The following is a 23250-nucleotide window of genomic DNA, read 5'->3' as shown; positions in this document are numbered from 1 at the left end:
GGAGTGAACGTGAGCAAGTTCGTGCGGCCGGCAGCCGAGGGCGCGGACCCGTTCGGGACGGCGCGTCTGCGGCGCGGAGTGCTGGACGCCTGGGCCATCAGCCCGGCCCGGTTCCGCGAGGACGCCAACGCCGAGGAGGACCTCGTCCTCGGCGGCTACCGCGACCGGCTCGTCGTGGAACTCGCCCAGAACGCCGCCGACGCCGCCGCCCGGTCCGGTGTCCCGGGCCGCCTGCGGCTCACCCTCCGCGACGGCGTCCTGGCCGCCGCCAACACCGGCGCCCCGCTCGACGCCGCCGGCGTCGAGTCCCTGTCCACGCTCCGCGCCTCCGCCAAGCGGGAGGGGCACGAAAGCGCCGTCGGGCGGTTCGGCGTCGGCTTCGCCGCCGTGCTCTCCGTGACCGACGAACCCGCCGTACTCGGCCGGCACGGCGGCGTCCGCTGGTTCCTCGCCGAGGCCCGCGAACTGGCCGCGGACACCGCCCGGCACAGCCCCGGCCTGGGCGACGAGGTCCGCCGCCGGGACGGCCATGTGCCGCTGCTGAGGCTGCCGTTCGCCGCCGAGGGCACCGCCCCGGAGACGTACGACACCGTCGTCGTCCTGCCGCTGCGCGACACCGCCGCGGAGGATCTGGCCGAGCGCCTGCTGACCGGCATCGACGATGCCCTCCTGCTCGCCCTGCCGGGCCTGGAGGAGGTCGTGGTGGAGGTGGGCGAGGGGGACGCGAGGACCCTGCGGCGCCTGACCGAGGGCACGGAACACGGCGCCGCCGCGGACCGTACGGGTACGGACGCCGGGCAGGTCGCGCCCGACCCCTCCGGCGCCGACCGGACCACCACCGCGCACCGCACCGTCCGCATCGAGGACACCCGAGACGGCACCACCCGCTGGCGCACCGTCTCCCAGCACGGCCCCCTGGCCCCCGAACTGCTGGCCGGCCGCTCGGTCGAGGAGCGGCTGCGTCCGCACTGGTCCGTGACCTGGGCCGTCCCCCTCGACTCCGAGGGTGTCCCGGCCTTCCCGCGCACCGCGCCGGTCGTGCACGCGCCCACCCCCAGCGACGAGCCCCTCGGCGTTCCCGCCCTGCTCATCGCCTCCCTGCCGCTGGACACCAGCCGCCGGCACGCCGCCCCGGGCCCGCTCACCGACTTCCTCGTCGAGCGGGCGGCCGACGCGTACGCCGGACTTCTCGCCGCCTGGCGGCCGGTGACCCCCGGCATCATCGGTCTCGTCCCCGGCCCGCTCGGCAAGGGCGTCCTCGACGGCGCCCTGCGCCAGGCGATCCTGGACCGGCTGCCGCGCACCGCGTTCCTGCCGCCCGCCGCCGAGGGCGCCGACCGGCAGGCCGCCGACCGGCAGGCCGCCGCAGAGGGCCCGGCGGAGAGTCCCGCCGAGGACCCCGCCGACTGGGACGCCGTAGCCCCCGTCGCCCTGCGCCCCCGTGACGCCGAGGTGGTGGAGGGGGCGGGCGCGGACACCGTACGCGTCCTCGCCGAGGTGCTGCCCAGCCTGCTGCCCGCCGGGCTCGAGCGCCGGGTGGAGCTGCGCACCCTCGGTGTGGCCCGGGTGCCGCTCACGGAGGCCGTGGACCGGCTGGCCGGGCTGGAGAAGGACCCCGGCTGGTGGCGGCGGCTGTACGACAGCCTCGCGGGCGTCGACCCGGACCGGCTGTCCGGGCTGCCCGTGCCGCTCGCCGACGGGCGTACGACCATCGGGCCCCGCCAGGTCCTCCTGCCCACCGCCGACGGGCCGCAGGCCGCTCCCGAGGCCCTGGCCCGGCTGGGCCTGAAGGTGGCGCACCCGGAGGCCGCCCATCCCCTGTTGGAGAAGCTCGGCGCCCTCCCCGCCACCCCCCGCGCCGTCCTCACCACCCCTCAGGTGCGCGCCGCCGTCGCCGCCTCCCTGGACGACGAGGCCCCTGCCTGGGACCAGGAGGGGCCGGACGCCGAGGAGTTGGCCGACACCGTCCTCGCCCTCGTCCGCGACGCGGGCCTCGAACCCGGCGACGAGCCCTGGCTCGGCGCCCTCGCCCTCCCCGACGAGGAGGGGGAGCCGGCGCCCGCGGGCGAACTCGTCCTGCCCGGCAGCCCGTTCGCCCGCGTCATGCGGGACGGCGAGCTCGCCTTCGTCGACGCCGAGCTGGCCGACCGCTGGGGCGAGCAGCCCCTGGCGGCCTGCGGTGTGCTCGCCGACTTCGCCCTCGTCCGCACCACGGACGTCGTCCTCGACCCGGACGAACTGGAGCCCCGCGACTCCGACTTCGCGGAACCCGATGACGCCGGACTCCTCGACGCCGTCGACGTGTGGTGCGAGGACGTCCTGGACCGGCTGCCCGACACGCCGGTGCCGCCGGTCGCCACGGAGATCGTCGCGGTACGCGACCTGGACCTCGTCGACGACGACTGCTGGCCCCAGGCCCTCGCCCTGCTGTCGCGGCCGCCGCTGCGGGACGCGCTGATCCAGCCGGTACGGATCCTGCTCCCGGACGGTACGCACGAGGTCGTACGGCCGTACACCGCCTGGTGGCTGCGCGGACACCCCGTGCTCGACGGCCGCCGCCCCGCCGGTCTGCGCGCCGCGGGCGGCGATCCGCTGCTGCGCGGCCTGTACGACGAGGCCGACGCCACCGGGTTCGACGACGAGCAGGTACTGCGGGCGCTGGGCGTCCGTACCTCCGTCGCCGCCCTCCTCGACGAGCCGGGCGGCGCCGCCGAGCTGCTCGACCGGCTCGCCGATCCGGAGCGGGAGGTCTCGGGCGCCCAGCTGCACGCCCTCTACGGCTTCCTGGCCGACCTCGACCCGGAGCGGGTGACCCTGCCGGACGAGCTGCGGGCCGTCGTCGACGGCGAGGTCGTCGTGGTGGACGCGGCCGACGCCGTGGTCGTCGACTCGCCCGACCTGCTGCCCTTCACCGCCGGGACGCCGCTGCTCCCCGTACCCCCGTCCAGGGCCGCCGGTCTCGCCGAGCTGTTCCAGGTGCGGCGGCTGAGCGAGTCGGTGACGGGGGAGGTGGACTCCGAGGGCGTCGAACACGACGTACCGGAGTCGGTGCGGGTGCTGCTCGGCCCGTCGACCCCGGCGTCGTACGTGGAGCACGAGGAGCTGGTCGTCGACGGCACCGAACTCGACTGGCGCCGCACCCGGGACGGCGTGCTGCACGCGTCCACCCTGGAGGGCGTCGCAGCCGGCCTCGCCTGGGCGGCGGGTCAGTGGCCGCGGCGGTTCGAGGTGGCCGCGCTCATCGAGGACCCGTCCCGCACGGAGGAGCTGGCGCGGGACCGCTGGTTCGACTGACATCCAGGACGACGTGAAGGACGACATCCAGGACGTCGTGCAGGACGACGGGGGCCGTACCGGAGTCGTACGGGCGGCCCTCGCAGCCCTTTTCGCGCAGTTCGTGCTCCCGTGCGTGCTTCAGACCGCGCCTCAGGTAATGCGGGCACAAAAGATTCACCTGCCCGTACAACCATTCGCATGAGGCATGGATCTGAACACGCGAGTCAACAGACTCACGCCAAACTCGGGCCCCACGTGACGACGAACCGTGGGCCCCTCTCCACTTGGGGAATGCATGCGCATACGTGCCACTGTGGCCGCCGCCACCGGCGCCCTGGCCCTCTCCGCTTTCGCCGTACCGGCCGCGCAGGCCGCCGACTCGGTGTCCCGCGCTGACATCGCCCACGCCTGGGGGCTGTCCACCGCCGCCTCCGGCAAGTCCGGCTTCCGGCCCGCCACGGCGGGCACCGCCGCCGACCTCGACGTCACCTTCTCCGACATGAAGGTGAACAAGAGCAAGAACATCGTCGTGGGCACGACGAAGGAGGTCGCGATCCCCGTCACGTACACCCTGACGCACGCCGCCGACCTCGACATGAGCGAGGACAACTTCGCCAACGGCCCGCTCATCTACCGCGGCTCCTCGGTCGACGAGCCGACGAACGTCTTCATCAGCGACGAGCCGGCGACCTGCACCGCCACGTCGACGACCGTCGCCAGCTGCGTGGGCACCATCTACCTCCGCCCGGGCGACGGCGACCTGGTGAACGCCGACGCCGCCACGTGGAAGGCGGGCGGTCTCGCCATCACGGCCGACGGGGACGAGACGGTGCAGGGCGACCTCGGCACCACCAAGGTCCAGCGCTACTCGAAGCTCACCGTCAACGCCTCCCCGGAGCCGGTCAAGAAGGGCCGGACCATCACGGTCACCGGCGCCCTGACCCGCGCCAACTGGGACACCGGCAAGTACGCGGGCTACACCAGCCAGTCCGTGAAGCTGCAGTTCAAGAAGAAGGGCAGCAGCACCTTCACCACCCTCAAGACGATCAAGTCCGACAGCAAGGGCAACCTGAAGACGACCGTCACGGCCTCCGCCGACGGCACCTTCCGCTACTCCTTCGCGGGCACGTCCACGACCCCGGCGGTCGACTCCGCGGGCGACGCCATCGACGTGCAGTAAACCCCGCACCGCTCACGCGGGAAAGCGGCGGTCCACCCACTTCCACAGGAACTCCAGGGTGGCCGCCGCCACCGCCGCGATGGCCACCGCGAGCCACGGCATCGTCACGCCGACCAGCTTCAGCGCGAAGAACTGCTGGAGCGACGGCACGACCAGCACCAGCAGGAACGCCCCGCCCATCGCGGCGACGAGGCAGATCCGCCACCAGGTGTACGGCCGGGCGATGATCGCCAGCACCCACATGGAGATCAGGAACAGCGTCAGCGTCGCGGCGCTGGTCTCCGCGTCCAGCGCGCCCGGCCCGGTGTAGTGGTGGCGGGCGAGCAGATAGCAGACGAAGGTCGCCACCGCCGCCAGGACCCCGCCCGGGATCGAGTACCGCATGACCCGGCGTACGAAGTGGGGTTTCGCCCGCTCCTTGTTGGGGGCGAGGGCCAGGAAGAACGCCGGGACGCCGATCGTCAGGGTGGACAGAAGCGTCAGGTGCCGTGGCAGGAACGGGTACTCCACCTGCCAGCACACCACCAGCACGGCCAGCAGCACCGAGTAGACCGTCTTCACGAGGAAGAGGGTCGCCACGCGGGTGATGTTGCCGATGACCCGGCGGCCCTCCCCGACCACCGACGGCAGCGTCGCGAAGCTGTTGTCGAGCAGCACGATCTGCGCGACCGCCCGGGTCGCCTCGGAGCCCGAGCCCATCGACACGCCGATGTCGGCGTCCTTGAGGGCCAGTACGTCGTTCACGCCGTCGCCGGTCATCGCCACCGTGTGCCCGCGTGACTGGAGCGCGCCCACCATGTCCCGCTTCTGCTGCGGGGTGACCCGCCCGAACACCGTGCCCTTGTCCAACCCCTTCGCCATCTCCGCCCGCTCCGCGGGAAGTGCGCGCGCGTCCACCACGCCGCCGGTCAACCCGAGCTTTCCTGCCACCGCGCCCACGGACACCGCGTTGTCGCCGGAGATCACCTTGGCGTGGACGTTCTGCTCGGCGAAGTAGCGCAGGGTGTCGGCGGCGTCCGGCCGCAGCCGCTGCTCCAGGACGACCAGGGCGGTGGGCCGCGCCTCCGTCTTCACCTCGCGGTCGTCCAGGTCCCGTACGGCGCGGGTGAGGAGCAGCACCCGCAGCCCCTGCTCGTTGAGCTGCTCGGTCTCGGCGAGCGCCGGGTCGTCGGCGGGCAGCAGCACGTCGGGGGCGCCCAGGAGCCACGTACTGGACTCGCCGTTGCCCTCACTGAAGGACGCCCCGCTGTACTTGCGGGCCGACGAAAAGGGCAGCGACTCCGTGCAGCGCCAGTCGTCGCTGTCCTGGTAGGCGTTGATGATCGCCTGGAGGGACGCGTTCGGCCGCGGGTCGGACTCGCCGAGCGCGCCGAGGACCTTCCGTACGTACGCCTCGTCGGCGCCACCGAGCGGCCGCAGCTCCGTGACGTCCATGCCGCCCTCGGTGAGCGTGCCCGTCTTGTCCAGGCAGACGGTGTCGACGCGGGCGAGCCCCTCGATCGCGGGCAGTTCCTGCACCAGGACGTTGCGGCGGCCGAGGCGGATGACGCCGATCGCGAAGGCGACGGACGTGAGGAGCACGAGCCCCTCGGGGACCATCGGCACGATGCCGCCGACCGTGCGGGCGACGGAGTTTTTGAAGTCGTTCTGCTTGACCACCAGCTGGCTGATGACGAGGCCGATCGCGGTCGGGACCATCATCCACGTCACGTACTTGAGGATCGTGGAGATGCCCGTACGCAGCTCGGAGTGGACCAGCGTGAACCGGGACGCCTCCTCGGCGAGCTGTGCCGCGTACGCCTCCCGGCCCACCTTCGTCGCCTTGAACGCGCCGCCGCCCGCGACCACGAAACTGCCGGACATGACCGAGTCGCCGGCGTGCTTGACGACGGGATCGGCCTCGCCCGTCAGCAGCGACTCGTCGATCTCCAGGCCGTCGGTCTCGACGCACACCCCGTCGACCACGATCTTGTCGCCGGGCGCGGTCTCGATCACGTCGTCCAGCACGATCTCGGAGGTGCTGACCTCGGAGGCGACCCCGTCCCGGCGCACGGTCGGCTTCGCCTCGCCGATCAGCGCGAGCGAGTCCAGGGTCTTCTTCGCCCGCCACTCCTGGATGATGCCGATCCCGGTGTTGGCGATGATCACGTATCCGAAGAGGCTGTCCTGGAACGGCGCCACGAACAGCATGACCAGCCAGAGCACGCCGATGATCGCGTTGAAGCGGGTGAAGACGTTGGCGCGGACGATCTCGCCGAGGGAGCGGCTGCTGCGCACGGGGACGTCGTTGACCTCGCCACGGGCAACCCGCTCGGCCACCTGGGCGGTGCTCAGTCCTCGCGCCCGCCCGGGGAGGGGCATGGGGTGCACAGGATCGAGTTCGGCGCCCGCGTCGATGTGGGTCATGCATTCGACGGTACGTGCGGATATACACCTTCACCTGCCGAGTGCCCCAAAGATCCGACCAGGGGAGGAGGGCGGGCGGCGGAGAGTGGTGCTGTGGTCGTACGTAGGCGGTCGTGCCCGCCGCGCCCCCTTCTGCTGCGCCTGTTTCCGCTGCGGTTACTTCACCTGCGGTTGCTTCTCCGCGGCGTCCCGCTTGATCGCCGCGTCCCGTCCCCGCACGTACCAGATGCCGATGAGGCCGAGACCGGCGCCGGCCAGGCAGGTCCACACCCACCAGGTGTGCCCGTGGTCGTCGAACCAGCCGTAGAACGGGAGCTGGACCAGGAAGAGGACGAACCACAGGATCGTGCCGCCGGTGATGGTGGCGACCACGGGGCCCTCCAGGGGCTCCGGCGCCTCGTGCGTGGGGGTCCATTTCGCCATGCGCACAGCTTACGAGGCGGCTCCGGCGGTCACGTCCACGCCCGTGGAGCCGTTGTATACCAAGGGTCTACGCGCGGAGATGGAGATTTCTTTCTCATATGTTCATACTGAAACGGTTGGAGTCTGGCTCCTTCTGTTCGTACGAAACACCAACAGAAACGTGGGGGAAACCTGTTGGTGATCGAGCGGCAGCCAGACTCGATCAAGCTCGATCACGTTTGACGACGTTCCCATCCCCCGCACCCGCATGAGGTCACGCATGTCCACCTCGGCCCCCGCCAAGGTTCCCGCGCCCGAGCAGCCGGGCGACCGGCCCGCATACGGCGCCCTCGACCGCTACTTCAAGATCTCCGAGCGGGGCAGCACGCTGTCCCGCGAGATCCGCGGCGGTTTCGCCACCTTCTTCGCGATGGCGTACATCATCGTGCTGAACCCGATCATTCTCAGCAGCGCCAAGGACATGTACGGCCACCAGCTGGACTACGGCCAGCTGGTCACCGCGACCGCCGTCACCGCCGCCTTCACCACGCTCCTCATGGGTGTCATCGGCAACGTCCCGATCGCGCTGGCCGCGGGCCTGGGTGTGAACACGGTGGTCGCGCTCCAGCTCGCGCCCCGGATGTCCTGGCCGGACGCGATGGGCATGGTCGTACTCGCCGGCCTGGTGGTGATGCTCCTGGTCGCCACCGGTCTGCGCGAGCGCGTCATGAACGCCGTGCCGCTCGGGCTGCGCAAGGGCATCTCGATCGGTATCGGCCTGTTCATCATGCTGATCGGGCTCGTCGACTCCGGCTTCGTCTCCCGCATCCCGGACGCCGCCCACACCACGGTCCCGCTCCAGCTCGGCACCGACGGCCACCTCAACGGCTGGCCCATCCTGGTCTTCGTCCTCGGCGCGCTGCTCACCCTCGCGCTGATCGTCCGCAAGGTGCCGGGCGCGATCCTGATCTCGATCGTCGCGATGACGGTCCTCGCGATGATCATCAACGCCGTCGCCCATGTCCCGTCCTGGGGCCTGACCACCCCGAAGTGGCCGGGCAACCCGGTCGCCAGCCCCGACTTCGGCCTGATCGGCAAGGTCAGTCTCTTCGGCGGCTTCAGCGAGGTCGGCGCGCTGACCGGCATCCTCTTCGTCTTCACCGTGCTGCTGTCGTGCTTCTTCGACGCGATGGGCACGATCATGGGCGTCAGCGACGAGGCCAAGCTCACCGACGCCGAGGGCAACATGCCCGGCATCAACAAGGTCCTGTTCGTCGACGGCATCGCGGTCGCGGCGGGCGGCGCCAGCTCCTCCTCCGCCACCACCTGCTTCGTGGAGTCCACGGCGGGCGTCGGCGAGGGCGCGCGTACGGGCTTCGCGAACATCATCACGGGCGGCCTCTTCGCGGTGGCCCTCTTCCTCACCCCGGTCGCCACGATGGTCCCGTCCCAGGCGGCCACCCCGGCGCTGCTCGCGGTCGGCTTCCTGATCCTGTCCAACTCGGTCAAGGAGATCGACTGGGCGGACTACACGATCGCCATCCCGGCCTTCGTGACGATGATGATGATGCCGTTCACCTACTCGATCACGAACGGCATCGGCATGGGTTTCATCACCTTCGTGGTGCTGCGCCTGGCCGCCGGCCGGGGCCGCGAGATCCCGGTCGCGATGTACGTCGTGGCGGCGGTCTTCGGCTTCTACTACCTGATGCCGGCGCTGGGTCTCACATGACCGGCGGGGGTCACGTGATCACGTGACCCCGTAGAACTTCTCCGTCTCGTCGACGGCGGCCTGAAACCGCTCGTCGAAGTCATCCCGAATGAGCGTCCGGACGACATAGTCCTGGACGCTCATTCCCCTTTTGGCGGCATGGTGCCGGAGCCGCTCGAGCAGCTCCCCGTCTATCCGCAGGCTGAGCACGCTGGTCCCCATGCGACGAGGGTCGCCGGACCCGGGTGGGTGGCGTGTCACTTTCCGCTGCCGGGTCACTCATATGGGTGAGGCGTGCGGCTTGGGTGTTTCCGCCGGATTTCCTTGGGGCCGGTGGGCAGGAGTGGCGGGAGTCACGGATGGGGCCGCGCGCCCGGGTGGTCTTTAGCGAGAGTAATGAGTTAATCTAAAGAACATGGTTGACCTGACCCATGGCGACGACGCTGCCGCCGTGAACGCCCTTCGCTCCGCTGTGATGCGTCTCTCGCGCCGACTCAAGCACCAGCGGGTCGACGAGTCGCTGAGCCCCACCGAGATGTCGGTGCTCGGCACCCTCGCCCGCTGCGGCTCCGCCACGCCCGGCGAACTCGCCCGCAAGGAGCACGTCCAGCCGCCCTCGATGACCCGCATCGTGGCCCTGCTGGAGAGCAAGGGGCTGGTCAGGCTGGAGCCGCATCCCGAGGACCGGCGCCAGAAGGTCGTCACGCAGACCGAGCGGGCCGAGGCGATGCTCGAAGAGAGCCGCCGCAGACGCAACGTGTGGCTGGCCGGTCTGGTCGAGGGGCTCGACGACGACGAGTGGGCGAAACTCCGCGCCGCCGCCCCCGTACTGGAGAAGCTCGCCCATCTGTAACCGCCCACGTGTAACCGCCCCACCTGCAACTGCCCCACCTGCAACTGCCCCACCTGCAACCGCACACCTGTAAGACGCGGCCCCACCCGCGCGTAGGCAGCCGCCCATCACAAGGAGGCGAATCCGTTTGAGTACGGGATCCGGAGCAGACTCCGCCCCCGCACCTGCCGCCCACGACTCCCCGTCCGCACCCAGGCGTTCCTCCATGTTCAGCTCGCTGAGGATCAGGAACTACCGCCTCTTCTTCACCGGCCAGGTCGTCTCCAACACCGGCACCTGGATGCAGCGCATCGCCCAGGACTGGCTGGTGCTGAGCCTCACCGGCTCGTCCACCGCCGTCGGTGTGACCACCGCGCTCCAGTTCCTGCCGATGCTGCTCTTCGGGCTGTACGGCGGCGTCCTCGTCGACCGCCTCCCCAAGCGCCCCACGCTGCTCGCCACCCAGTCGGCGATGGGCGTCACCGGTCTCGCCCTCGCCTTCCTGACCCTCTCCGGCCACGTCCAGGTCTGGCACGTCTACCTGGCGGCCTTCGCCGTCGGCCTCGCCACGGTCGTCGACAACCCGGCCCGGCAGTCCTTCGTCTCCGAAATGGTCGGCCCCGGCCAGTTGCAGAACGCGGTCAGCCTGAACTCGGCGAACTTCCAGTCGGCCCGCCTGATCGGCCCCGCGGTGGCCGGTGTCCTGATCACGGGCGTCGGCACGGGCTGGGCGTTCCTGCTCAACGGCCTGTCCTTCATCGCCCCGATCGCGGGCCTGCTCCTCATGAGCTCCCGCGAGCTGCATGTCGTCGAGCGGGCCCCGCGCGGCAAGGGCCAGCTGCGCGAAGGCCTCCGCTATGTCGCCGGCCGCCCGGAGCTGATCTGGCCGATCGTCCTCGTCGGCTTCATCGGCACCTTCGGCTTCAACTTCCCGGTCTGGCTGTCGGCGTACGCGGACGACGTCTTCCACGCGGGCGCCGGTGCCTACAGCCTGTTCAACACGCTGATGGCGGTGGGCTCGGTGGCGGGCGCGCTGCTGGCCGCCCGGCGCGGCACGGCCCGGCTGCGGGTCCTGATCGCGTCGGCGGTGGCCTTCGGCGCGCTGGAGATCGTGGCGGCCGTCGCCCCGTCGCTGTGGCTCTTCTCGCTCCTCATGGTCCCGATCGGCATGTTCGGTCTGACGGTGAACGTCACCGCGAACACGGCCGTCCAGATGGGCACCGACCCGGCCATGCGCGGCCGCGTCATGGCCCTGTTCATGATGGTCTTCATGGGCGGTACGCCGCTGGGCGCGCCCGTGGTCGGCTGGATCACGGACGCGTACGGAGCCAGGGTCGGCTTCGCCGCCGGCGGTCTCGTCTCGGCCCTCGCGGCCGTCACGATCGGCCTGGTGCTGGCCCGCGTCGGCGGTCTGCGCCTGTCGGTCGGCTGGCACCACGGGCATCCGCAGGTTCGCTTCGTCCCGCGCGAGCGCGAGCTGGCGACGGCGGCGTGAGCCGCGCCCGGAGGGCGGGCCGACGCGCCCGCACCCTCCGGGCCTACACCCGCCGTGCCAGCACCTGCCCCGGCCAGTCGGCGCCGTCGACGGTCACGGTGAAGGGCTCCGTCCGGACGAAGCCGTTGCCCTCGTAGTACGCGACGAGCTTGCCGTCGTCCCCCGCGTAGCAGTCGACCCGCAGCAGGGAGACCCCCGCCCGCCGTGTCTCCTCGGCGGCGTGCGCGAGCAGGGCCCCGCCGACGCCGTGGCCGGCGAACCGGTGGTCGGCGGCGAGCAGATGCACGTACCGCTCGGGTTCGCCCGCCGGGGCGACGTAGCCGCCGGGGCCCTCGCTGAGGGTGAGCGTGCCCGCGGGGACGCCGTCGACCTCCGCGATCCACGGAGTGCCGGCGGCCACGTACGTGTGCACCATCTCCACCGCCCCGGGCCGCTCGGTCCACGGCCGGGTACCCCACTGCCGGGTGCGCCCCTGCGAGACGAGCCAGGCGACCGCGCCGTCGAGCAGGCCGAGTATGGCGGGGATGTCGTCGGTGGTGCCCTTCCTGATCTTCATGCTGATCTTCATGCGAGCAGGGTAGGCCTCTGGGAAGGTGACGTCATGAGACTCTTCGCCGCGGTGCTGCCACCCGATGACGTGGTCCGGGAACTCGCCTCTGCCGTCGACGAGTTGCACCGGCTGCCGGGAGCGGACGGGCTGCGCTGGACGGGCCGCCCCGGCTGGCACTTCACGCTCGCCTTCTACGGAGAGGTCGACGACGAACTCGTACCGGAGCTCTCGGTACGGCTGGAGCGCGCCGCCCGGCGGACCGCGCCCTTTCCGCTGGCGGTGCGGGGCGGAGGACAGTTCGGCCATGGGCGGGCGCTGTGGGCGGGCGCGGAGGGCGACCTGGGCACCCTGCGGCTGCTGGCCGAGCGGGCGGAGGCGGCGGCCGGGAGGGCGGGCGTGCCGATGGGGGAGCACCGCCGCTACCGCCCGCATCTGACGGTGGCGCGCAGCCGCGACGCGGTCGACGCGCGGCCCTACGTCGAGGCCCTCGACACCTTCGCGAGCCGCACGTGGACGGTGGGCGAGCTGTGTCTCGTACGCAGCCGGCTGCCGAAGTCGGGGGTGCCGGGTGAGCAGCCCCGGTACGAGACGGTCGCCGGATGGCCGCTCGGGGCGGGCGCCTGAGAGCGGGCGCCTGAGGACGGGCGGGCGGGGGCGGTTAGGCTCAAGGGCGTGGACCCGAAGACCCGTAACCGGATCATGGCCGGTGTGCTTGTGCTGATGTTCGTCGTCGTGGCGCTGGCGGCGGCGGTCGGACAGTAGACCGCCGCCGCCACCGCTGTGCCGTTCCCCGCCTGCCCTGCCTGCCCCGCCTTCCCCGGCGAGCGCCGGGGGGCTGCCAGGCGAACGCCTCCGGGGCCGGCCCGGGAATAGGGGCGTACGGCTCCGGGGTTCGACCGTCACACAGGACGTGCGGATCATGGGCGCCCGGCGGCGCCCCTGGGGGGGCACACACATGAAGGCGATCGCGTTCAGGGAGACCGGCGGACCCGAGGTGCTGCGCCTCGTCGAACTCCCCGACCCTCAGCCCGGTCCCGGCGAGGTCCTGATCCGCGTCGCCTACGCCGGCGTCAACTACGGCGAGGTCCAGCACCGCCTGGGCGACTTCGGCGCGCCCGAGGGCGAGACGGTCACCGGTCTGGAGGCGGCCGGTCACATCGCCGCGCTCGGCGACGGCGTGACGGGCCCGGCGGTCGGTGACGGCACGGGGGTGAGCGGCCGGTCCTTCGGTGACGGCGACGGGGCGCGCGGCCTGTCCGTCGGCGATGCCGTGGCCGCGTATCTCCCCGACGGCGGCGGGTACGCCGAGTACGTCGTCGCCCCGGCCGCCTTCGTCTTCCCCCTCGGTGGCCTCGACCTGCGCACCGGCGGGGGCGCGGCGCTCGTCCTGACCACGGCGTACGGTGTCCTCGCCGGCGCGGCTCGCATCGCCCCCGGCGAGACGGTACTGATCCACGCGGCGGCCGGAGGCGTCGGCTCGGCGGCGGCACAGATCGCCCGCGCCCTGGGAGCCACGGCTGTGTACGGCACGGTCGGCACCCCCGAAAAGGCCGCGTACGCGAAGCGCTTCGGCTACGACGCGGTCTTCGTGCGCGACGGTTTCGGGGACGCGGTCCGCGCGGCCACCGGTGGCCGGGGCGTCGACATCGTCCTCGACCCGGTCGGCGGCCCGACCCGCCTGGCCGGCTTCGAGGTGCTCGCCCCCTTCGGCCGCCTTGCGGTGTACGGAGAAGCGGGCCGCCACCCCGACCTGCGGCTCCCCGTCCTCCCCCTCTGGAAGAACAACCGCACCCTGACCGGCTACAACATCGGCGACCTCGCCCGCCGTGACCCGGCCCTCGTCCGCACCCACGCCCTCGCGGCCCTCGCCCTGGCCGCAGCGGGCGACCTCCACATCGACATCACGGACGAGTACGCCCTGCCCGACGCACCGCAGGCCCACCGGGTACTCCAGTCGGGGGCGAACCGGGGGAAGGCGGTGCTCGCGGTGGCGCCGCCGCGACCCTGACGAGCCGAACCGGCTCTTCGCCATGCTTGCTTCGAGCGGGCTCGAAGGCGTTGGCTGGGACCTCATGGAGTACACGCAGCTCGGACGCACAGGACTCAAGGTCAGCCGACTCGTCCTCGGCACCATGAACTTCGGTCCGCAGACCGACGAAGCCGACAGCCACGCGATCATGGACGCGGCGCTGGACGCGGGCATCAACTACTTCGACACCGCCAACGTGTACGGCTGGGGCGAGAACAAGGGCCGTACGGAATCGATCATCGGGAACTGGTTCGCGCAGGGCGGCGACCGTCGCGACAAGGTGGTCCTGGCCACCAAGGTGTACGGGAACATGGCCGCCGGCGGCGACCCCTGGCCCAACCACGACAAGCTCTCCGCCCTGAACATCCGGCGGGCGGTGGACGCCAGTCTGAAGCGCCTCCAGACCGACTACATCGACATCTACCAGTTCCACCACGTCGACCGCTCGACTCCCTTCGAGGAGATCTGGCAGGCCGTCGACGTGCTGGTGCAGCAGGGGAAGATCCTGTACGTGGGGTCCTCCAACTTCCCCGGCTACAAGATCGCCCAGGCCAACGAGATCGCCGCGCGCCGCCACGGCACCATCGGGCTCGTCAGCGAGCAGTGCCTGTACAACCTCGCCGAGCGCCGCGCCGAGATGGAGGTCATCCCGGCCGCGCAGGAGTACGGGCTCGGTGTCATCCCGTGGTCGCCGCTGCACGGCGGACTGCTCGGCGGTGTCATCAAGAAGGAGGCCGAGGGCGGCCGACGCGCCTCCGGCCGGGCCGCCGACTCCCTGGCCAACACCGCCATCCGCGCGCAGATCCAGTCGTACGAGGATCTGCTCGACAAGCACGGGGTCGAGCCCGGCGAGGCCGCACTGGCCTGGCTTCTGACCCGCCCCGGAGTCACCGGACCCATCGTCGGCCCCCGCACCGCCGAACAGCTCGACTCCGCCCTGCGCGCCGTCGAGCTGGAGCTGTCGGAGGAACTGCTGTCCGGCCTGGACGAGATCTTCCCGGGCCCGGGGCCGTCACCTGAAGCGTTCGCCTGGTGACGTCGTAAACCGATGGTTTCGCGTGGTGGCCGCCATGGCTCCGGCCGGCCCCTGGAGGGAACGGCCCCTGGAGGGAACGGCCCTGGAGGGAACGGCGGCCACCACGACCCGGGCCGTGAGCGGGCTCAGGCGCGGGGGAACTCGTCGGTTTTGAGGGTGAGGCCGACGACGGTGTCGGCGAGGTCCACGTCGTCTCCGAAGGAGAGCCTCGTCTCGGTCGCGTAGTCCGGTGAGTCGCGGTACGAGGTGGTGGGGCGGTCAGCCCGCCTGTGACGGTGCCTGCTTCATGCCGTCGACGACGGCCCGGTGGAGGATCGCGCTGGTGAAGGTCACCGTGCCGGGCTTCATCAGGGCCTCCGTGCCGGTGTTCTTCTTCACCTGGACGGAGCGCTCGCCGAGGAAGACGTGGGTCTTCCTGTCGAAGATCCACTCCTCGCGCTGACCGCTGGTCTCGTCCAGGCGGGCCACCGCGATCCCGGTCCTGCCGACCGCGTCCACCGCTTCCGGCACCACGACGACGCCGGGAATCTTCGCGGCGGTCTTGAACAGGGCCGAGTACAGCTCCGCCGGCGGGTAGCTCTCGCCGAGCAGGTCGCCGATGGTGGTGAAGGCCTGCTGGTCGGGGGTGTTGCCCTGGCCCTTGGTCTCCTTGTAGATCAGGGCGAGGAGCTGGTCGGGGTCGGTGGTCAGCTTGGCGAGGTAGTCGTACGTCGGGTAGTTGAGGCTGCCCTTGGGGGTGTTGCCCTGCTCGTCGGGCAGGCTCAGGGTCTCCCCCGCGGAGTCCGTGTTGACGGCGGGGTCGATGAGCCAACCCTTGGTGCCGTCGGGGGAGTTCCACACCTGGCGGCGGTGCAGCGCGTGGCTGGCCAGGCTGGTCTTGTCGTCGACGGTCTTCAGGAAGGTGTCGGCCGTCTTGGACTCGATGTAGACGTACTGGCCGGGCTTGACGACCGGGTGGGACTCCTTGGCGGCGACCAGCGAGATCTGGTCGAGCAGCTGGGGTAGGCCCTTGCTGGTCGCGGCGCCCACCTCGGCGGTCAGGGCCGGTCCGGTGGCGACACCGCCGTCCCTGACCCCGCCGCCGTCGGACATCGCCACCCCGGCGACGACCGCCGCGGCGACGGTGGCGGCCATCGCGGGCAGGACGATCGCCGGGCGCGGCAGCCGCAGCCGCCGCGTCTTCGCCGGGACCGCGGACCTGCCCGTGTGCTCGCCCCGCTGCTCCTGCTGCTCCTGCTGGATCTGGGCCATCAGACGCTCCTTGTGGAACTGGTGACGGCCCGTCGGCAGGTCGCGCGCCGTCCGGGTAAAGAGCTGTGCGCCCTCTTCCCACTCGGCCGGGTGCTGCCGGGACGTGTTCGCGTTCATCGGTTTCCTTCCTGTGCGGGCCGGATCGCGTGTGCGTGATCGCCTCTTGTCTGTCGGCCGGGGCGGGCGCCTTCCCGCTTCCCGCGAACTTTCTTCGCCGACGCCGACGCCGACGCCGATGCCGACGCCGACTTGGCTGCCGGGCGGGCGTCCGCTTCGGCCCCGGCGAGCGCGCGCAGCTTCTTGCGGGCGCGGGAGAGCCGGGAGGCGACGGTGCCGACGGGGATGCCCAGGGCCTCCGCCGCGGCCTCGTAGTCCAGGCCCTCGCCCAGGCAGAGCGCGATGACCTCGCGTTCGGGTCGGCGCAGGGCGGCGAGCGCGGTGAGGGCGGTCGCGAGGCGGTGCCGGTCGTCGATCCGGCCGGCGACCTCGTCGGCGTGGTCGGGGACCGACAGCTGGGCAGCGGCGGCGGCGTTGGCGGCGGCACGGTAGCGACGGTTGCTGCGGTACTGGTTGCGCGCGGTGTTGGTGGCGATGCCCAGCAGCCAGGGCCGTAGGGAGCCGCCCTCGGGGTCGACCCGTTCACGCAGCCGCCAGGCCTCCAGGAAGGTCGTGGCCATCACGTCCTCGGCCGTCGACCAGTCGGCGGTGAGCCGGAAGGCATGGTTGTAGACCGCGCGGGCGTAGCTGTCGTACAGCTCCGCGAACGCGCTCGAATTCCCGGCCCGCACCCGGGTACGCAAAGGAATGCTCACAACGTTGAGCTGTCGCCCACACCCTTCGGCTTCCCGTGATGTACGTCACACGCACTGAATCCTTCCGGACGGGCAGCCGTGCGCGTACCGCAACGATACGCACGGTGACCGGAGCCGTGAAATGAGCGTCGGGTCACCGGTTTGCTTTTCGGGGGAAATTGTGGACACATTTTTCGTTCGCCTTTTCGTGAGACCACGCTCAGGTCGGAAATGCAAATCCCATATTCGCCGCCTTCAAGGAGGTACGGCTGTTATGGTGGACGCTCGTCCCGAGGCCGGGTTGTGCCGTGTCGGCACCTCGTCTCGGATTGCATTGCGTGGGCGTCCCGTTTCGTTGGATTCCGTTCGCCCCGGCTTTCCTTCTCGGAATTGAAGTTGACTTTTCGGGTCGCTTTCATGCTCCGGGGAAATGTTTCCAGCCCACCTTTGGAGTATTTCCATGTCTGCTGACAGCACGGCTGTCGTCGCCCCCGCGGGGCCGGACACATCCGGCGCCGGTTCCCCGTCCGCCGGCCGGCATCTCGGACTCGCCCTGGTCGTGATCGCCGCGGCCCAGCTGATGGTGGTTCTCGACGCCACGATCACCAACATCGCCCTGCCCGCCATTCAGACGGACCTGGGTGTGTCCGACGCGAACCTGGCGTGGATCGTCAACTCGTATGCGCTGGCTTTCGGCGGACTCCTCCTGCTCGGCGGAAAAGCGGGGGATCTCTTCGGGCGGCGGAAGATGTTCCAGGTGGGCATCGCCGTCTTCACACTGGCGTCCCTGCTGGGCGGGCTCGCGCCGAATGAGGGATTGCTGATCGCCGCCCGTATTCTCCAGGGCGTCGGAGCCGCGCTCGCCGCGCCCAGTGCGCTGGCGCTCATCACCACCACGTTCCCCGTGGGAAAGCCGCGTAATACGGCGATGGGTGTGTACGCGGCCATGGGCGGCGTCGGCGCGACGGTCGGGCTGCTGCTGGGCGGCACGCTCACCGACGTACTGGACTGGCGCTGGGTGTTCTTCGTCAACATTCCCATCGGGCTCGCGGTGCTGGCCGGGACGCGGACGCTCGTCGAGGCCGAGCGTCACCCCGGTCGTCTGGACGTGCCCGGCGCCATCGCCGGCACAGGTGGGCTGATCGCCCTGGTCCACGGCATCACGCGCGGCGGCGAACACGGGTGGACGGGCGGGCTCACGCTGGCCTCCTTCGCGGCGGCGGCCGTGCTGCTGGCGGCGTTCCTGTGGCTTCAGGCGCGGACCGCGCACCCGATGATGCCGCTGCGGCTGTTCAAGAACCGTAGCCGCTCCGGCAGTTACGCCACGATGCTGTTCATCGGCGCGGGGATGTTCGCGACCTTCTACTTCCTGACGCTGTACGCGCAGCTGATCCTGGGCTACAGCCCGGTCAGGACCGGCTTCGCGTTTCTGCCGTTCAGTTTCGGGATGGCGGCCGCCGCGGGAGTCAGCTCCAAGCTGGTCGCCCGGTTCGCGCCGCGGGTGATCGCCGGGCCGGGGCTGCTGGTCGCGGCCGTGGGCATGTTCTGGTTCGCGACGCTGGAGCCGGACTCCTCGTATGCCGGGCATCTGATGCCCGCCATGTTCGTCACCGCCCTCGGCCTGGGCATGAGCTTCGTCCCGATGACCCTCGGCGCGGTCAGCGGCGTCTCCCACGAGGACACCGGAGTGGCCTCGGCGCTGCTGAACACCGCCCAGCAGATCGGCGGCGCACTCGGCCTCGCCGTCCTGTCGACCGTCTCCACCTCCGCGGCCGACGACAAGCTGCCGGAGGCGGCCGGAGCCCTCTACCGGGGCCTGGCGGCCAAGGACTCCGCCCTGGTCGCCGAGGCGGGCGACGCGCTCACCCACGGGTACACCATGGCCTTCGCCGCGGCCGCCGGCATGTTCCTCGCCGGTCTGGCCGTCACCGCCCTGGCCGTCAACGCCGGCAAGCAGCGGCACGTCGAGGGCGCGGCCCCGGTCCACATGGGCTGACGTCCACCCCGGGCACCCGTACGGTCCCCCGAAACCCGGTTGTCCCGCACCCCCTGATCCGCTTGGCTCGTCCCTTGTGACCGCTCTCGACGCACTCGTACGCCCGGACCGCTACCCCCGCTCCTCCGCCTACGACCCCGGCTGGCTGCTCGGCCTCGACATGGGCCCCAACCCCCTGTGGCTGCTGGAGGACCTCGCGCGGGACCTGGACCTGAGACCGGGCATGCGGGTCCTCGACCTCGGTTCCGGGAAGGGGGCGACGTCGGTGTTCCTCGCGCGGGAGTACGGCGTCGACGTCGTCGCCGCCGACTGGTGGATCGGGGCGGACGAGGCGACGGCCGTCTTCGAGGCGGCGGGCGTCGGCGGGCAGGTGGCGGCCGTACGGGCCGAGGCGCATCAACTGCCCTTCGAGGAGGGGAGTTTCGACGCGATCGTGAGCATCGACGCGTTCGAGTACTTCGGTACGGCGGACAGCTACCTGCCGTACCTGGTGAAGTTCCTGCGTCCGGGTGGCCAACTGGGCATCGCCACGCCCGCGTTGACCCGCGAGATCCGCGAACTCGGCGCGATACCCCCGCACATCAAGGCCCTGGTCGGCTGGGAGGCCATCGCCTGGCACACCGCCGAGTGGTGGCGGTTCCAGTGGGAGATCACCGAGCTGGTGACGGTGACGTCCGCGCGGCTCCAGGAGGACGCCTGGCGGGACTGGCTGCTGTGGAGCCGTGCGGGTGCGGAGCACCTGCCGGAGGGGCGGGCGGCCCACCAGCCGGTCATCGACATGCTGACCGCCGACGCCGGGGAGTTCCTCTCCTTCGCGCTGGTGACCGCCCGGACCCAGGGCCCGTCCGGCGGACCGGCCCGGAGCACTTGACCTCGACCTTGGTTCAGGTCGGAGGGTTGGCGCATGACCACGTACACCGATCGCGATGTCATCGGAGTGGGAGGGGGCCGGCGCCTTCGGTGGAGCCGACCGGGGTCTCACCGCGGACGTCGTACGCCCTCATGACCCACGTCCACCTGGACAGCACGCTCGGGGACCGCGGGCCCGACGCCGACCCCCTCTTCACGTCGGCGCTCCCCGCCGCCTCCGGTCAGGCGAAGTCGGCGGCGGCGTAGGGCTCGCCGACGTCCCAGGCCTGGTACATCGCCTCCGCGAAGGCCTCCGCGATCTTGTGCTCGCCGCTCGCGTTCGGGTGCGTTCCGTCGTAGGTGTCGAAGTCGGTGTCGTACGACGGCGGCGGCGAGGCCAGCAGCAGGGGCGACTGGGGTTCGTCCAGGTCGGCGACCGCCTTGGCCAGGAGTTCGTTGAACGACGCGACCTCGGCGGCGAAGGCGGTGTCCGACTCCGCGCGTACGTTCGGTATCACCGGAAGCACGATCATCCGGATCCGCGGGTTCGCCGTACGGGCCTCGGCCACGAAGGACCGGACGTTCTCCGCCGTCTGGGGCGCGTTCGTGTAGAAGCCCAGGTCGATCAGGCCCAGCGCCACCAGCAGTACATCGGCCCGGCAGGTGCGGACCGCCTCGCCGATCAGCGGGGCCATGTGCAGCCAGCCCTCGCCCCAGCCGGCCAGGTGGGCGCGGGGGAAGTCCGGGTCCGCGTACTCGTACGAGTCGGGGGCGTCCGTGGCCTTGTCGTAGAGCGTCTCGCGCGGGCCGACGATCCGGAACGGTCCGCCGTACGCGGCGCGCAGATGCTGCCACATCCGGTAACGCCATGTGTGTTCGCCCGCGCTTCCGATCGTCTGGGAGTCGCCTACGGGCATGAACCTGAGCATCCGCTCATCATCGTGGATCGGCACGGCCGGCACCTCCCCCGGTGATGTGAGGCTGCACACGTGGGTGCGGCGCCGCAACGCCGCGTACGGCGGGGTGAACATGCGTCCGGGATGGCAGGCTTGAGCCCATGCGCATGCGCCGATCGTTTCCGTTCCTCGCCGGGTCCGCCCTGCTCGTCGTGCTGTCGGCACCCGCCGTCGCCGCCGACGGGGACGAGGGGTTCACCATCGGGGACTCCCGGATCACCGAGTCCAGCGGCCTCGCCGCCTCGCGCCTGCACCCCGGTGTCTACTGGACGCACAACGACAGCGACGACGGCCCGTACCTCTACGCCGTGGACAGCCGGACCGGGAAGACCGTCGCCACCGTCACCCTGAGCGGCGTCGGCTCGCCGCGCGACGTCGAGGCCATCTCCATAGGCCCGGGCAACGAGATCTATGTCGGCGACATCGGCGACAACCTCGGCGGCCAGTGGGACCACGTGTGGATCTACGAACTGCCCGAGCCCAAGGTGCTCGAGGACCAGACGATCCGTGCCACGCAGTACGTCGTGAAGTACGCGGACGGAGCCCGCGACGCGGAGTCGCTGATGGTGCATCCGAAGACCGGGCGGGTCTACATCGTCGACAAGAAGGAGGACGGCGGGCACCTGTACGAGGGCCCGGCACGGCTCTCCGCCTCCGGGACGAACGTCTTCGAGCCCCTCGGCGCCGTCGGCCTGTGGGCCACCGACGCCGCCTTCTCGCCCGACGGGAAGCAGCTCGCCGTACGCGGCTACTTCGGCGGGATCGCGTACACGTGGAACGGCGGGAAGATCAAACGGCAGGGGCAGCTCAGCGTGCCGTTGCAGCGGCAGGGCGAGTCCGTCACGTACACCGCCGACGGCTCGGAGCTGATGTACGGGAGCGAGGGGGCGGACAGCGCGGTGAAGCCGGGGAGCGTGCCGGGCTACAGCGGTTCCGGCGCCAAGTCGCCCTCCGGGGGCGGCGGTTCGGCCTCCGCGCAGGACGGCGACAGCGACGGCTCACACGCGAACTACAAGGTCGGCGCCCTCGCCCTCGCGGTCGCCCTGGCCCTGGGCCTCGGCGTCAAGCGGCTGTTGCGCAGGGGCTGACGCCCGGGTCGTCGCACGACTGCGCGGGACATGAGCGTCCGAACACAAGAGCGTGGAACGCATGAGCGTGCGACACGAGCGTGGGACATGACAGAGGGGCGCCCGGCTGATGCCGGGCGCCCCTCGTCGGCGTACGAGAAGGAGTTACAGCTTCTCGATCACGTAGTCGATGCACTTCGTCAGCGCCTCGACGTCCGCCGGGTCGATCGCCGGGAACATCGCGACGCGGAGCTGGTTGCGGCCGAGCTTGCGGTAGGGCTCGGTGTCGACGATGCCGTTGGCGCGCAGGGCCTTGGCGACGGCGGCGGCGTCGACCTCGTCCGCGAAGTCGATCGTGCCGATGACCTGCGAGCGCTTGGCCGGGTCGGTGACGAACGGGGTCGCGTACTTCACGTCCTCGGCCCAGCCGTACAGCGCGCTCGACGAGGCCGCCGTGCGGCCCACCGCCCAGTCCAGGCCGCCCTGGCCGTTGATCCACTCCAGCTGCTCGTTGAGGAGGAAGAGGGTGGCGAGGGCCGGGGTGTTGTACGTCTGGTTCTTGCGGGAGTTGTCGATCGCCGTCGGGATCGAGAAGAACTCCGGGACGTGGCGGCCGGAGGCGTGGATACGCTCGGCGCGCTCGATCGCGGCCGGGGAGAACACCGCGAGCCACAGGCCGCCGTCGGCGGCGAAGGACTTCTGCGGGGCGAAGTAGTAGACGTCGGTCTCGGTGATGTCGACCGGCAGGCCGCCCGCGCCGGAGGTGGCGTCCACGAGGACCAGGGAGCCCTCGTCGGCGCCCGCGACGCGCTTGATCGGGGCGGCGACACCGGTGGAGGTCTCGTTGTGCGTGAAGGCGTAGACGTCCACGCCCGCCTCGGCGGCCGGCTCGGGGTGGGTGCCCGGGTCGGAGGAGATGACCGTGGGCTCGGCGAGCCAGGGGGCGAGCTTCGCGGCCTTCGCGAACTTCAACGAGAACTCGCCGAAGCTGAGGTGCTGGGACTTGTTGTCGATCAGCCCGTGGGTCGCGACGTCCCAGAACGCTGTGGAGCCGCCGTTGCCGAGGATCACCTCGTAGCCCTCGGGCAGCGAGAACAGCTCGCTGACGCCCTCGCGGACCTTGCCGACCAGGTTCTTGACCGGCGCCTGTCGGTGGGAGGTGCCGAGCAGGGAGCTGCCCGTGGCGGCCAGGGCGTCCAGCGCCTCTGTCCGCACCTTGGAGGGACCCGCGCCGAAACGTCCGTCAGCGGGCTTGATGTCGGAAGGAATCTGGATCTCAGCCACGGACGGAGCGTATCCGGTCCGGGAAACGGGGGCGTAACGCAGTCCGTCGGGTGAGACGCCGTGTCCACGAACTGGTCCTTTTATCGCCCCCGCCGCCCGCCGCCCCGGCCGACCTGCTCGGTCCGGGGGAGTTCGCGGA

Annotated in this window: 20 protein-coding genes; 12 read left to right on the top strand and 8 right to left on the bottom strand. The window is 71.2% G+C overall.

Annotated features, from left to right (window positions below; all coding sequences use genetic code 11):
• Positions 1-9: 9 nt before the first annotated feature.
• Entirely contained in the window at positions 10-3294 is a 3285-nt protein-coding gene (locus SAVERM_RS20135) for a sacsin N-terminal ATP-binding-like domain-containing protein (RefSeq protein WP_010985332.1), read from the top strand.
• Positions 3295-3571: 277 nt separating this feature from the next.
• The gene (locus SAVERM_RS20130; protein ID WP_037644685.1) at positions 3572-4456 is read left to right on the top strand and encodes a hypothetical protein; all 885 of its coding nucleotides are present in this window, start codon (positions 3572-3574) and stop codon (positions 4454-4456) included.
• Between the two features lie 12 nt (positions 4457-4468).
• Here SAVERM_RS20130 and SAVERM_RS20125 read toward each other — a convergent pair whose 3' ends face one another.
• Positions 4469-6862, bottom strand: a complete 2394-nt coding sequence (locus SAVERM_RS20125; protein WP_010985330.1) for an HAD-IC family P-type ATPase — start codon at positions 6860-6862, stop codon at positions 4469-4471.
• Between the two features lie 156 nt (positions 6863-7018).
• Complete coding sequence (locus SAVERM_RS20120) at positions 7019-7285, bottom strand: DUF2530 domain-containing protein (RefSeq protein ID WP_010985329.1); 267 nt, start codon at positions 7283-7285, stop codon at positions 7019-7021.
• Positions 7286-7544: 259 nt separating this feature from the next.
• Here SAVERM_RS20120 and SAVERM_RS20115 point away from each other — a divergent pair, with 259 nt between their 5' ends.
• Positions 7545-8996, top strand: a complete 1452-nt coding sequence (locus SAVERM_RS20115; protein WP_010985328.1) for an NCS2 family permease — start codon at positions 7545-7547, stop codon at positions 8994-8996.
• 18 nt (positions 8997-9014) lie between these two features.
• Here SAVERM_RS20115 and SAVERM_RS20110 read toward each other — a convergent pair whose 3' ends face one another.
• Positions 9015-9197: a ribbon-helix-helix protein, CopG family gene (locus SAVERM_RS20110; protein WP_010985327.1), complete on the bottom strand. Its 183-nt coding sequence runs from the start codon at positions 9195-9197 to the stop codon at positions 9015-9017.
• 193 nt (positions 9198-9390) lie between these two features.
• Between SAVERM_RS20110 and SAVERM_RS20105 the strand changes: the two genes are divergently transcribed.
• Positions 9391-9828 carry a MarR family winged helix-turn-helix transcriptional regulator gene (locus SAVERM_RS20105; RefSeq protein WP_010985326.1) on the top strand — a complete coding sequence of 146 codons (438 nt, stop codon included), beginning with the start codon at positions 9391-9393 and terminating at the stop codon, positions 9826-9828.
• A gap of 127 nt (positions 9829-9955) precedes the next feature.
• Positions 9956-11302, top strand: coding sequence for an MFS transporter (locus SAVERM_RS20100; RefSeq protein ID WP_010985325.1), 1347 nt, complete (start codon positions 9956-9958; stop codon positions 11300-11302).
• 43 nt (positions 11303-11345) lie between these two features.
• Here SAVERM_RS20100 and SAVERM_RS20095 read toward each other — a convergent pair whose 3' ends face one another.
• On the bottom strand, positions 11346-11864 hold the full coding sequence (locus SAVERM_RS20095; protein WP_037645061.1) for a GNAT family N-acetyltransferase: 519 nt from the start codon (positions 11862-11864) through the stop codon (positions 11346-11348).
• Between the two features lie 39 nt (positions 11865-11903).
• Between SAVERM_RS20095 and thpR the strand changes: the two genes are divergently transcribed.
• From thpR to SAVERM_RS20080, 3 genes are all read left to right on the top strand, one after another.
• On the top strand, positions 11904-12476 hold the full coding sequence (thpR, locus tag SAVERM_RS20090) for an RNA 2',3'-cyclic phosphodiesterase (protein ID WP_010985323.1): 573 nt from the start codon (positions 11904-11906) through the stop codon (positions 12474-12476).
• Positions 12477-12807: 331 nt separating this feature from the next.
• Positions 12808-13860: a quinone oxidoreductase family protein gene (locus tag SAVERM_RS20085; RefSeq protein WP_010985322.1), complete on the top strand. Its 1053-nt coding sequence runs from the start codon at positions 12808-12810 to the stop codon at positions 13858-13860.
• Between the two features lie 64 nt (positions 13861-13924).
• Positions 13925-14917 carry an aldo/keto reductase gene (locus SAVERM_RS20080; RefSeq protein ID WP_010985321.1) on the top strand — a complete coding sequence of 331 codons (993 nt, stop codon included), beginning with the start codon at positions 13925-13927 and terminating at the stop codon, positions 14915-14917.
• Positions 14918-15175: 258 nt separating this feature from the next.
• Here the strand turns inward: SAVERM_RS20080 and SAVERM_RS20075 are convergent, their stop codons facing one another.
• On the bottom strand, positions 15176-16285 hold the full coding sequence (locus SAVERM_RS20075; RefSeq protein ID WP_010985320.1) for a CU044_5270 family protein: 1110 nt from the start codon (positions 16283-16285) through the stop codon (positions 15176-15178).
• Positions 16282-16980, bottom strand: a complete 699-nt coding sequence (locus SAVERM_RS20070; protein ID WP_010985319.1) for an RNA polymerase sigma factor — start codon at positions 16978-16980, stop codon at positions 16282-16284. Before SAVERM_RS20070 ends, SAVERM_RS20075 begins: the two co-directional genes overlap by 4 nt.
• A 439-nt stretch (positions 16981-17419) precedes the next feature.
• On the opposite strand from SAVERM_RS20070, the gene SAVERM_RS20065 reads away from it, so the two are divergent.
• Positions 17420-18955, top strand: a complete 1536-nt coding sequence (locus SAVERM_RS20065) for an MFS transporter (protein WP_010985318.1) — start codon at positions 17420-17422, stop codon at positions 18953-18955.
• A gap of 76 nt (positions 18956-19031) precedes the next feature.
• The gene (locus SAVERM_RS20060) at positions 19032-19826 is read left to right on the top strand and encodes an SAM-dependent methyltransferase (protein ID WP_010985317.1); all 795 of its coding nucleotides are present in this window, start codon (positions 19032-19034) and stop codon (positions 19824-19826) included.
• Positions 19827-20046: 220 nt separating this feature from the next.
• Here SAVERM_RS20060 and SAVERM_RS20055 read toward each other — a convergent pair whose 3' ends face one another.
• A complete protein-coding gene (locus SAVERM_RS20055) occupies positions 20047-20733 on the bottom strand; it encodes an SGNH/GDSL hydrolase family protein (RefSeq protein WP_010985316.1) in 687 nt (228 codons plus the stop codon).
• Between SAVERM_RS20055 and SAVERM_RS43085 the strand changes: the two genes are divergently transcribed.
• Positions 20720-20857, top strand: coding sequence for a hypothetical protein (locus tag SAVERM_RS43085; RefSeq protein ID WP_162604340.1), 138 nt, complete (start codon positions 20720-20722; stop codon positions 20855-20857). The genes SAVERM_RS20055 and SAVERM_RS43085 overlap by 14 nt on opposite strands.
• A gap of 10 nt (positions 20858-20867) precedes the next feature.
• Positions 20868-21848, top strand: coding sequence for a YncE family protein (locus SAVERM_RS20050; protein ID WP_037645063.1), 981 nt, complete (start codon positions 20868-20870; stop codon positions 21846-21848).
• 144 nt (positions 21849-21992) lie between these two features.
• Here the strand turns inward: SAVERM_RS20050 and serC are convergent, their stop codons facing one another.
• Complete coding sequence (serC, locus tag SAVERM_RS20045; RefSeq protein WP_010985314.1) at positions 21993-23111, bottom strand: phosphoserine transaminase; 1119 nt, start codon at positions 23109-23111, stop codon at positions 21993-21995.
• Between the last annotated feature and the right edge of the window lie 139 nt (positions 23112-23250).

The sequence above is a fragment of the Streptomyces avermitilis MA-4680 = NBRC 14893 genome, from assembly GCF_000009765.2.
GTDB lineage: Bacteria > Actinomycetota > Actinomycetes > Streptomycetales > Streptomycetaceae > Streptomyces > Streptomyces avermitilis.
The sequence above is the reverse complement of the archived record's forward strand: the minus strand, read 5'-3'. Positions and strand labels throughout refer to the sequence as shown.